The organism is Phycicoccus sp. Soil748 (assembly GCF_001428025.1).
In the GTDB taxonomy this organism is placed as follows: Bacteria; Actinomycetota; Actinomycetes; order Actinomycetales; family Dermatophilaceae; genus Pedococcus.
The window spans coordinates 163,997-174,681 of the sequence record NZ_LMSC01000005.1; the positions used below are offsets into that span (position 1 = coordinate 163,997).

Consider the following 10,685-nt stretch of genomic DNA (forward strand, 5'->3'; position numbering starts at 1 on the left):
ATGGTGCGCGCCCTCGTGCGTCCCCCGCGCCGGTCCTGCGGGTTGGTCAGGGCTGACCGGTGGCCGGCGCCCGCCCCCCGGTCGCCTCAGGCGCGGCGGGCCGTGACGAGCAGGTACTCCCAGTCGAGCACCGTGTGCCCGTCACCCCGGTCGAAGCGCTCGGCGAGCGCGACGAGGTCGCGGTCGAGGGCCGCCACCTTCTCGGGGTCGTCGGCGATGGCCCGGTAGACCGCGATGGTCGGCCCGTAGGTCCGCTTGAAGAAGTCGCGGAACTCCTCGGGTGTCGGGAACACGTCGACCACGAGGTCCTGCTGCACCGCGGTCAGCTCCGCGACCTGGTCGCCGAAGAGGTCGCGGACGTGGTCGACGTGGCCCCAGAGCGGCGGCGGCTGCGCCCCGGGCGGCGGCGGTGGGGCGTACGGCTTCATGACGGCGAACAGCTGGCCGATGAACCCCTCCGGCGTCCAGCTGAGCAGCCCGATCGTGCCGCCGGGCCGGGTCACGCGCACGAGCTCGTCGGCGACCAGCTGGTGGTGCGGCGCGAACATGACGCCGACGCAGGAGAGCACCGCGTCGAACTCGCCGTCCGTGAACGGCTGCGCCTCGGCGTCGGCGGTCTGCCAGGTGATGTCGAGGCCGGCAGCCTCGGCGTCGGCCCTTCCGTCGGCGAGCAGCTCGGGCGTGAGGTCGCTGGCGACGACGGTCGCACCGGTGCGAGCCGCGGGCAGGGCGACGTTGCCCGTCCCGGCGGCGACGTCGTGGACCCGCTGGCCCGGCCCGATACCGGCCGCCTGCACCAGGATTGGGCCCAGCGGGGCGATGACCTCCCGGGCGACCGCGTGGTAGTCACCCAGCGCCCACATGGCGGCGTGCTTCGCCTTGAGGGCGTGGTCCTCGGCGGTGTCGGTGACAGGTGTCGTGCTGGTCGTGCTCATCGTCGTCTCCCCGTGCTCGATGGTGTGGTGTGTCCCCTGCAGGAGCGACGGTAGGAGTGGGGAGCCTCGTCGCACATCGGCGCGTGCACGCAGCCGTGGGCTGTCCGGCGCGCGGGTCGTGACGGGGTACGCGTAGGGCTAGGCGCGCGTCAGCAGTCGTGCCACCGCCGCGGTGCGGGCCGACTTCCCGTGCAGGTCGAGCTTCGCGTAGGCGTTGCTCAGGTGCCGCTCCACGGTGCGGGTGCTCAGGTGCAGCGCCGCGGCGATCTCGTCGTTGTCCAGGCCCCGGGCTGCGTGGCGCAGGATCTCGAGCTCGCGGGGCGACAGCACGTCGAGGGTGACTTGGTCGGTGGTCGGGGATGCGCGGCCCTCCCGCAGGAACGCCCGCAGCTCGGCGCGGAAGACGTCCCAGGCGGGTTCGGTCTCGAGCACGATGTGGTTGTCGCTCTCGAGGGCGACGAGCCGGGCGCCGTCGATGCCCGACGCGAGGCGCCGCGCCTCCTCGAAGTCGTTCATGCGGTCACCGCGGGAGTGCAGCACCAGCGTCGGCACGTCGAGCTCGCCGAGCAGGGCCGAGGCGTCGGCGGCGAGGCGCTGGCGGCGCGACGCCCGAGCCGTGTCGGCGTCGGTGGCCACGCGCTGGAGCTCGTCGAGCCACACGTGCTGCTCCTCGGTGGCGTCGGGGATCATCAGCGAGGTGAACACTCGCCGGAACGCCGAGTCGGGCCGGGCCCACCCGACCTTGATGAGCTGGTCGAGGGTGTCGTTCATCTCCGCCTCGACCGGGTCCTTGTCCGGCTGGCCGGAATAGCTGCCGTAGAAGACCAGCCGGGAGACACGCTCGGGGTGACGGTGGGTGTAGGTGATGGCGACCGGGCCGCCCTGCGCCATGGCCAGCAGCGCGAACGAGTCGAGGCCCGCGTCCTCGATGACCGCCTCGAGGTCGCCCAGGCGCGCCTCGAGCGAGTGGTCGGTGACCCCGCGGTCGGACAGGCCGTGGCCGCGCTCGTCGAACCGGATGACGGTGTGCTCGCGCCCCCACTCGTCGAGGTAGTGCCGCCAGACCGGCGACTGCCAGTCGTACTGCAGGTGGCTCAGCCAGCAGGAGTCGGCGACCAGCGGCGGCCCTGACCCGTGCACGGCATACGCGATGCGCACGCCGTCCGGGGCGCGGCAGAACCTGATCTCCTGCCGCGGCACGGGTGGCTGGGTCGCCATGACATCGATGGTACGACCGGGGTGGCCCCTGCCGGTCAGTCGTTGTCAGTCGAGGGTGTCGAGCCACTTCCGGATGGATTCGTCGTGCTGCCCCAGCGCCGGGGGCGCCTCGTGCACCTCGCGACCACCGGCGGAGGTGTTGTCGTCGAAGCGGATCGGGGGCCCGGGCACCTCGATCGTGCCGAGCACCGGGTGGTCGACCTCGATGACCAGGCCCTGCGACCGCGTCTGGTCCCAGTCGTAGACGCGGTCGAGCGTCCGCACCTCCCCGGCGGGGACGCCCAGCTCGTCGAGGCGTGCGAGCAGCTCGACGCGCCCGTAGGGGGCGAACGCCCGGTCGAGGAGCCGGGTCACCTCGTCGCGGTGCGCTACGCGCTCGCGGTTGGTCGCGAGGCCCGGCGCCTTCGGGTCGATGCCGAACGCCGTCGCGAGCCGGGCCCACAACGCCTCGCTGCCGCAGGCGATCTGGACCATGCCGTCAGCACAGGTGAACAACCCGTAGGGGCAGATGGAGGGGTGGTGGTTGCCCTGCCCGTGGCCGACCTCGTGCGCAACCGTGTACCGCGTGCCCTGGAAGGCATGGACGCCCACGATGGCGGCGAGCAGGGAGGTGCGCACGACGCGCCCGACCCCCGTCGTGGCGCGCTCGTGCAGGGCGGCGACGACGCCGTACGCGCCGTACATGCCGGCGAGCAGGTCGCCGATGGGGACGCCGACGCGCATGGGTGTCTGGGCGTCCGGGCCGGTGAGTGACATGAGGCCGCCCTCGCCCTGGGCGATCTGGTCGTACCCGGCGCGGCCGCCCTGCGGACCGTCGTGGCCGAACCCGCTGATCGACAGCACGACGAGCCGGGGGTTGAGCTCGTGCAGGCGCGCGACGGTGAAGCCGAGCCGGTCGAGGACGCCGGGACGGAAGTTCTCGATGAGGACGTCGCCATGGCGCACCAGCCGGGTCAGGACCTCGCGGCCGTCGTCGGACTTGAGGTCGAGGGCGATCGACTCCTTGTTGCGGTTGCAGGACAGGAAGTAGGTGGAGACCGGGTCGTCCTCGGGTCCGACGAACGGCGGGCCCCAGCCACGGGACTCGTCGCCCGTGCCCGGCGTCTCGACCTTGATGACGCGGGCACCCATGTCCCCCAACATCATTCCCGCGTGCGGTCCCGCCAGGGCGCGGGACAGGTCGATGACGGTGATGTCGCCCAACGGTCCGGGCACGGGTCCTCCTCAGAGCCAGTCGACGTCGGCGCTCGGGCGCCCGTCGGCGAGGCGAGCGTAGCCCGGGCCGCGGTCGAAGAACGGCTCCCGGTCGGGCCGGGCGGCGCGCAGCTCGGCCCGAAGCCGGTCCGAGGCCTCGACGTCGATCGCGGGTTCGTCCCTGGTGCCCGAGGCCACCACGCCGTAGTCCCGTCGGGCCCCCTCGAACGACACCTTGCCCCAGCGCAGGTCGCGCTCGACGTCGTCGTAGGGGCGCGTCAGCGGGTCGCCCCAGCCACCACCGCCGGTCGTGCGGATGCGGATCACCTGCCCGGCCCTGACCGGCTCGGCGTCGGCCAGGGCGTCGACCTCGCGCTCGTCCGTGCCGCCCGGGTCGATGGTGACGGCGAACGGCATACCGGCCCTGCCGCCCCTGACCCCCCAGCAGGCGAGGATCGAGCGGTCGGCGATGGACATGAAGTGGGCGTCCTTGAGCATCCGGATCTGCTTCTCGTAGCCGAGGCCCCCGCGGAACCGGCCAGGCCCGCCGGAGTCGACGGCGAGCCCGAGCCGCTCGACGACGAACGGGAACCGGCTCTCGGTGAACTCGGTCGGCAGGTTCCGAGAGTCGGGCACGACGTGGATGGTGTCCTCCCCGTCGGCGTAGTAGCGCCCGCCCGACCCGCCGCCGAGCACCTCGCGCATGAGGTAGTCGGCGCCGTCGCGGTCCTTGCCGTAGACCCCGGTGTAGCGGATGGTCTCCTGGTCGGCGGGCATCCGGCCGTCGACCGCCTTGGCGACGACTCCGGCCAGCACGCCGAGAAGTCGCAGGATGACGAACGTCCGGGCGTTGGTGGGCGCGGGGAAGATCGGCGTGAGCAGCGTGCCCTTGTCGGGGAAGCGCATCTCGATCAGCGGCACGACACCCTCGTTGACGTCGAGCTCGGCCATCCGCTCGGGCGACTCGGCGAGGTTGCGTAGGATCGGCGCGAGCCACTTCTTGAGGAAGTTGCCGCCGACGTAGTCACCGCAGTGGTTGATCGGGCCCTTCGCCTGGGGCGCCGTGCCGGTGAAGTCGATGATGAGCCGGGGCCCGGCCGGACGGCCGTTCTCGGGGTCGGCGGGGGCGTCGCTCACCTTGGTCAGCGTGATCCGCTGGGTGTGCAGCCTGGGGTCGTCGACACCGTCGTGCTCGGCGTAGTCCTCCCAGACGTAGGTGCCGTCGGGGATCTGCGACAGGATCTCGCGGCGGTAGGTCTCGGTCGTCCGGTCGAGGATCGTGTCGAACGCCGCCTCGACGTCGGCGCGGCCGTAGCGGGCGAACAGCTCACCGAGACGCCGCGCCCCCATGAGGCAGGCCGAGCACTCGGCGTCGAGGTCGGCGGCGAGCGAGTCGGGCATGCGCGAGTTGCGGGTCATGATCCGCAGGGCCGCCTTGTTGGGAACTCCCCTGTCCCACAGCTTGATCGGCGGGACGGCGAGCCCCTCCTCGTGGACGCTGGTCGCGTTGCTGGGCATCGAGCCCGGCACCGCGCCGCCGATGTCGTCGTGGTGCCCGAACGCCTGGACGAACGCCACGACCTCGCCGTCGTGGAACACCGGAACGGTGACGCACAGGTCGGGCAGGTGCCCGATGCCGCCCTCGGACTCGTAGACGTCGTTGTGGAAGAAGACGTCGCCCTCGGCCATCTCGGCCAGCGGGAAGTCGCGCACGATCGGGTGCACCAGCGCGGAGTACGAGCGCCCGGTGAGCTTGCGCAGCTGCCGGTCGTGGATGCCGGCGCGGAAGTCGTGGGCGTCGCGGATCATGGGTGAGCGACTGGTGCGCGCGATCGAGGTCTCGACCTCCATCTCGACACTGGCGAGGGTGCCCTGCACGATCTCGACGAGGATCGGGTCGACGTCGGCGCCCTCGGGGGTGAGCCGCTTCCCGTGTTCGTATGCCGTGGGCAGGCCGGCGGGGTTCATCGGTCGCCCCCGGCGGTGGTGGGGTGGAGGGCTTCGCGGGTGATGACGAGGTTGCCGAGCGTGTCCACGCGCACGGCGAACCCGGGGTGCACCGGGACGGTCGAGCCGAACTCCTCCACGACCGCCGGCCCGCTGAAGGTGTCACCGGCCCGCAGGTCCGGTCGCCAGTGGATGGGCGTGTCGACGAAGCCGTCGTCGGCGTCGAAGCAGACTGCTCGTCGACCGGCCACAGTCTTTGAGCGATCTGCCCGGTCCTGACCGGGCGGATCGCTCAAAGACCCGGGGGAGCCGGGGTCGCGGCCGGGGAGCTCGCGCAGCTCGGGACGGGTGATCGGGCCGACGCCGGTGACCCTCAGGTTCACCCACTCGACCTGCTGGGAGGCGTCGCCACGGAAGTCGTAGCCGTAGAGCGCGCGGTGCTCCGCGTGGAACGCGTCGGCGACCGAGGCTGCGTACGCGGCGTCCACCGGGCCGTCCGGAGCGGGCACCCGGACCTCGAACGCCTGGCCGAAGTAGCGCAGGTCGACCGTGCGCACGTAGCGGTGGGCGCTCCGCGGGAAGCCCTCTGCGTCAAGGGCTCTCGCGGCCCTGTCCGTGAGCTCGTCGAAGACCTTCTGGACGGCCCCGTGGTCGAGCGCGTCGTGGCGGGCGACGGCGGTCTGCACGTAGTCGTTCCTGACGTCGACGGTGAGCAGGCCGAACGCCGAGAGGTTGCCCGGGTTCTGGGGCACGACGACCCCGGCGAGGTCGAGGACGTCGACGAGGCGGCAGGCGAGCAGGGAGCCGGAGCCGCCGAAGGTCGTCAGCATGAAGTCGCGCACGTCGAGGCCCCGCTTGACGCTCACCTGGCGCAGCGCGTTCGCCTGGTTCCACGCGGAGATCTCCAGGATGCCGGTGGCGCAGCGCACGGGGTCGAGGCCGAGCCGGTCGGCGAGCTCGTCGACGCCCCGGCGCGCGGCATCGACGTCGAGCGGGATCTCACCCCCGAGCAGGTGCGGGGGGATGCGCCCGAGGACGACGTGGGCGTCGGTGATCGTGGGCTCGGTGCCGCCCTTGCCGTAGCAGAGCGGGCCGGGGTCGGCGCCGGCCGACCGGGGCCCCACCTTGAGGGTGCCCTCGGGGGTGACCCAGGCGACCGAACCGCCGCCCGCGCCCACCGTCACGACGTCGATCATGGGGATCTTGCTCGGGTAGGCGCCGACCGTCCCCTCCGTCGTGAGGGTGGGCTCGCCGTCGAGGACGACGCTGACGTCCGTCGAGGTGCCGCCGCCGTCGCACGTGAGCACCTTCTGGTATCCCGCGCGGTGGGCGACCAGCCCGGCCCCGAGGGCGCCGGCGGCCGGCCCCGAGAGCACCGTGGTGACCGGCTGCTTGACGACCTCGTCGGCGGAGAGCACGCCGCCGTTGGACTTCATGATCGAGAACGCCACCCCCGGCGCCAGCGCGTCGAGGCGGTCGTGGATGTTGGCGACGTAGCGGGCGACCTTGGGCTTCACCGCCGCGTCGACGAGGGTGGTCATCGAGCGCTCGTACTCTCGGTACTCACGCAGCACCTCGCTGGAGAGCGAGACCACGGCATCGGGGTGCTCCCGGCGGAGCACCTCGCGGACCGCTCGTTCGTGGCTGTCGTCGGCGTAGGAGTGCAGCAGGCACACCCCGACCGACCGTGTGCCGCGGTCGCGGAACCACCGTGCGGCGGCCACGGCCGACTCCTCGTCGAAGGGCCGGATCTCGTTGCCCTCGAAGTCGACCCGTCCCCCGACGGTGCGGACGAGGTCGACCGGCACGATGCGTGGTGGCTTCACCCAGAAGTAGGAGTTGCCGTAGCCGTCGGGGACGGCTTGCCGCGCGATCTCGAGGATGAACTCGTAGCCCTCCGTGGTGATGAAGCCCACCGACTCCACCTTGCCCTCGAGGAGCTGGTTGGTGGCCACGGTCGTGCCGTGGCAGACCGCGGTGATGTCGTTCCCCGTGGCGCCCATGAGGTCGAGGACCTTGTGGACACCGTCGATGAACCCGTCCGCGGGGTCGGCAGGGGTCGACGGCGTCTTGGTCGTGACGAGCTCGCCGGAGTCCTCGTCGAGGGCCACCACGTCGGTGAACGTGCCACCGGTGTCGATGCCGATCCGGATCCGACGCCGCGGCTTGGTGGCCCGGGGCTGCGGCTGACTCGTCACGCGGACGATTCAACCGACCCCAGGCCGCCGTTTCGTTGGCACAACCTGCCAACGGGTGGCGCGGTGGTGGTCAGTCGACGTCGTCCCCGGCTGGGAGCTCCTTGAGCCAGATGGTGCCGTCCTCGGCGCCCATCGACGTGTAGGAGCCGCGCCCCACGGGGATGCGCCACTGCTCACCCTCGGTGCCCTCGATGGCCGCCACGGCCAGGCGGATCATCACCGCGTGCGTCACGACGGCGACCTTCTCGCCGGGGTGCCGCGAACCGATGAGCGCCAGGGCCTCCAGCATGCGCTTCTGGGCGTCGCGCAGGCGCTCACCGTTGGGGCACACCGCCGTCGACGGGGAGGTCTTGTAGCGGTGGAACGCCTCAGGGTCGTACATCTGGGCCTCCTGGGAGGTCAGGCCCTCCCAGGCGCCGTAGTCGACGTTGATGAGCCCGTGCATGATGCGGATGTCGGGGATCCGGGCCTCGTCGGCGATGATCTGCGCCGTCGAGATGGTGCGCCGGAGACCGCCGGCGTAGACCGCGGACAGACCGATCGGCGACAGCTGGCGAGCAGCGTCCACCGCGTCCTGGTAGCCCTGCGCGTCGAGCGGGACGTCGCAGCGTCCGCGGTAGCGGTTCTCGACGTTCATCGTCGTCGTGCCGTGCCGGACGACGTAGAGGGAGCAGGCCTGCGCCGAGGGCTCCCGCGCATCGGTGCCCGAGCGGGAGATGGTGGTGTTCTGGGTCATGGTGGGCCCTCCTCAGTGGACCGTGCTGTGCAGGAGCGGGTAGCCGTACGTGGTCAGGGGGCGGGCGATGATGCTCTCGAGCAGGGCGGCCTGCTCGTCGCCGAGGTCGCGCTTCCAGGCCACGCCCCGGCTGGCCTGGAAGGTGTGGAGGCGGAAGCCGGCCTCGAACTCCGGCGTCCAGTCGAGGCCGAGGAAGTCCATGACCTGCTCGAGCGTCTCGCGCGGGCTCTCCATCAGGTCCTCCAGCCGGACGTCGAGCCACTGGTCGGCGGGCACGAGCCGGCGGGCCTGGTCGAGGGCGTCCATGAGCAGGCGCCACCCGATCCCGGCCAGGGCGACGAAGGAGCGACCTGACGACTCCCACTCGGCCTGGTCGCCGGGGGACAGCGGTCCCAGGTACCAGCTGTCCGGGCCGCGGTAGCCGTCCCACCACCCCATCTGCAGCCAGGAGCTGCACACCGCCCGGCCGTCCCGGATGACGTGCACGAAGCGCGCGTCGGGGTAGGCGCTGCGCAGCAGCCCGGAGCGGGGCCAGCCGGTGAGGTGGTGCACGAAGTGCGGCTTGCCCTGCGCCTCCATCCGGCTGTCGAAGAAGTCCGTGATGCGCCCCGTGAGCCACGGGGTGGCGTCCAGGGCGGTGAGGTCGCGACAGGGCTGCGGGAAGATGTTGGAGATCTGCCGCTCCAGCACCGTCCACCCCTCGGAGGGCGCGACGCGCAGGCGTCCACGCTCGAGCGGGCGCCGCCGGTCACGGAAGGGCCGCAGCGACGGGTCACGCTCCGCGGAGCGGGCGAACAGGGCACTGTTCCACTGGCCCTTGAGGTTGAGACGGGCGAACTTGTCGTCGACGTTCGACACGAAGCCGACATCCGGGTGGCGGGCCACCAGCTCTGTGACCAGCGTGGAGCCACACCGGCCACTTCCCAGCACGAACGACAGCATCTGCACCCCCTCTGGTGACGGCACCGGATCGACGCGGGACGGTCGAAGGACCGCCGCGACGGCAACGCTTCCACTCCGGGGTGACCGCAGGACCCGGCGAACGCACGAGCCCGGATCTCCCGCGCCGGTTGGATGCCGTCTACGACATTTGTCGATGGGCGGCCGGGCGGCGGAGCGGTTCACTCACCAGGACATTCACGACACCAGGGGGAACCCATGCTCGTACCCAGCCTGCTCACCGCTGCCATGGTCGCGGCCTCGGCGCTCACGTCCTCGCCCGCCCTGGTGGCCGGGTGGGAGATGAACGACCCCGCCGGCTCCACGACGGTGGCCGACTCCGGGCCCTCCCACCTGACGGGCATCCTCAAGGGTGGCGTCAAGACCACCGGCAGCACCCTGGCGTTCTCGGGCAACGGCGTCGTGACGGCCACCGGGAGCAGCAAGCTGGCGCTGGGCTCCCAGCCGTTCACGATGGAGACGCGGCTGCGGTTCTCCAAGGTGCCGAACGCGACGGTCGGTGACTACGACATCCTCCGCGGCACCCCGGGAGGTGGCTGGCGCCTCGAGATCGTGGCCCGCAAGAAGCGGACGATCGCGGTCGCGGCGTGCGGGTACGCGGGGTCGAAGGCGAAGCTGCTGCTCACCGGTGGTCCACACCTGGCGGACGGGGCGTGGCACGTCGTGCGGTGCGTGAAGACCGACACCTCAGTGAGCGTCGTCGTCGACGGCGTGGAGGTGGCCAAGCGCGCCATCGTGATCGGCAGCGTCACGACGAAGGACCCGCTGGCGATCGGTGCCAAGCCGACCGGCGCCGACCCGTACACGGGCGAGCTCGACTACGTCCGCGTGTACGCCGGCTGACGCAGCGGTGAGACGGCGGCGGCCCGACGGCGCGGCCCGACGGCCGCGTCCAGGCGGCTGCCGTCAGGATGCGCCGAAGCGGCCCCGGTGCTCTAGCGGGATGAGGGGCTTGTCGCCGCGCACCTTGAGCTGCTGCACCGCCCAGGTGTTGCCGTCGGGGTCGGCGAACCCGAAGAACGTCCCCCCGTCGCGCTCGTCGAACACGGTGACCTCGCTGCACTCGACGCCCCGCCCGACGAGCTCGTCGCGGGCAGCTGCGGCGTCTGCGACGACGAGCTGGAGGCCGCGCATCGAGCCCGGGGCCATCTCCTGCTGGGCGGGGAGGGTGCCGACGACGATGGAGCAGCCTGAGCCCCGCGGGGTGAGCTGGGCGACGTCCATCTGGTCGTTCGTCGTGCGGTGGTCGAGCTCGAACCCGACCTTGTCGCGGTAGAACTCCACCGCGGACTCGAGGTCGCTCACGGGCAGGATGACGACTTCCAAGGTCCAGTCCATGGTCTGGAGTCTTCCGGTATGGCGCGTGGCGCGCCAGAGGTCGGCGAATCCGGTTCGGCTGCAACTGGATTCGCACTGTCTACCCCTTCCGATCCGGTTCGAACACCTGTACGATTGAGGCATGTCCACCGCCCCGCTCGCGCAGTCCCGGCACCGCCG

General features: G+C 71.8%; 9 protein-coding genes. 1 reads left to right on the top strand and 8 read right to left on the bottom strand.

The genetic code is table 11. The annotated features are described in order from the left end of the window. Positions 1–86: 86 nt before the first annotated feature. From ASG70_RS03340 to ASG70_RS03370, 7 genes are all read right to left on the bottom strand, one after another. Positions 87–935: a class I SAM-dependent methyltransferase gene (locus tag ASG70_RS03340; protein WP_056882430.1), complete on the bottom strand. Its 849-nt coding sequence runs from the start codon at positions 933–935 to the stop codon at positions 87–89. Between the two features lie 138 nt (positions 936–1,073). Next, on the bottom strand, positions 1,074–2,153 hold the full coding sequence (locus tag ASG70_RS03345) for an alpha/beta fold hydrolase (protein ID WP_056882431.1): 1,080 nt from the start codon (positions 2,151–2,153) through the stop codon (positions 1,074–1,076). A gap of 45 nt (positions 2,154–2,198) precedes the next feature. Then, positions 2,199–3,368, bottom strand: coding sequence for a CaiB/BaiF CoA-transferase family protein (locus ASG70_RS03350; RefSeq protein WP_056882432.1), 1,170 nt, complete (start codon positions 3,366–3,368; stop codon positions 2,199–2,201). 9 nt (positions 3,369–3,377) lie between these two features. Next, positions 3,378–5,315 (bottom strand): hydantoinase B/oxoprolinase family protein, encoded by a 1,938-nt coding sequence (locus ASG70_RS03355; protein ID WP_056882433.1) that lies wholly within the window; start codon positions 5,313–5,315, stop codon positions 3,378–3,380. After that, positions 5,312–7,492 (bottom strand): hydantoinase/oxoprolinase family protein, encoded by a 2,181-nt coding sequence (locus ASG70_RS03360; protein ID WP_056882434.1) that lies wholly within the window; start codon positions 7,490–7,492, stop codon positions 5,312–5,314. The genes ASG70_RS03355 and ASG70_RS03360 overlap by 4 nt, the downstream gene beginning before the upstream one ends. A gap of 70 nt (positions 7,493–7,562) precedes the next feature. After that, positions 7,563–8,228 carry a histidine phosphatase family protein gene (locus ASG70_RS03365; RefSeq protein ID WP_056882435.1) on the bottom strand — a complete coding sequence of 222 codons (666 nt, stop codon included), beginning with the start codon at positions 8,226–8,228 and terminating at the stop codon, positions 7,563–7,565. 12 nt (positions 8,229–8,240) lie between these two features. Further along, positions 8,241–9,170 (bottom strand): sulfotransferase, encoded by a 930-nt coding sequence (locus ASG70_RS03370; protein ID WP_056882436.1) that lies wholly within the window; start codon positions 9,168–9,170, stop codon positions 8,241–8,243. Positions 9,171–9,386: 216 nt separating this feature from the next. Between ASG70_RS03370 and ASG70_RS03375 the strand changes: the two genes are divergently transcribed. Continuing rightward, positions 9,387–10,031 (top strand): LamG-like jellyroll fold domain-containing protein, encoded by a 645-nt coding sequence (locus ASG70_RS03375; protein WP_056882437.1) that lies wholly within the window; start codon positions 9,387–9,389, stop codon positions 10,029–10,031. A 63-nt stretch (positions 10,032–10,094) separates the two neighbouring features. Here ASG70_RS03375 and ASG70_RS03380 read toward each other — a convergent pair whose 3' ends face one another. Next, positions 10,095–10,526 carry a VOC family protein gene (locus ASG70_RS03380; RefSeq protein WP_056882438.1) on the bottom strand — a complete coding sequence of 144 codons (432 nt, stop codon included), beginning with the start codon at positions 10,524–10,526 and terminating at the stop codon, positions 10,095–10,097. Positions 10,527–10,685 lie beyond the last annotated feature (159 nt).

What these genes read in the sequence shown, in the direction of transcription:
- ASG70_RS03340 (WP_056882430.1), bottom strand. Translation starts at nt 935, where the DNA reads ATGAGCACGACCAGCACGACACCTGTCACCGACACCGCCGAGGACCAC.
- ASG70_RS03375 (WP_056882437.1), top strand. Translation starts at nt 9,387, where the DNA reads ATGCTCGTACCCAGCCTGCTCACCGCTGCCATGGTCGCGGCCTCGGCG.
- ASG70_RS03380 (WP_056882438.1), bottom strand. Translation starts at nt 10,526, where the DNA reads ATGGACTGGACCTTGGAAGTCGTCATCCTGCCCGTGAGCGACCTCGAG.
- ASG70_RS03355 (WP_056882433.1), bottom strand. Translation starts at nt 5,315, where the DNA reads ATGAACCCCGCCGGCCTGCCCACGGCATACGAACACGGGAAGCGGCTC.
- ASG70_RS03370 (WP_056882436.1), bottom strand. Translation starts at nt 9,170, where the DNA reads ATGCTGTCGTTCGTGCTGGGAAGTGGCCGGTGTGGCTCCACGCTGGTC.
- ASG70_RS03345 (WP_056882431.1), bottom strand. Translation starts at nt 2,153, where the DNA reads ATGGCGACCCAGCCACCCGTGCCGCGGCAGGAGATCAGGTTCTGCCGC.
- ASG70_RS03365 (WP_056882435.1), bottom strand. Translation starts at nt 8,228, where the DNA reads ATGACCCAGAACACCACCATCTCCCGCTCGGGCACCGATGCGCGGGAG.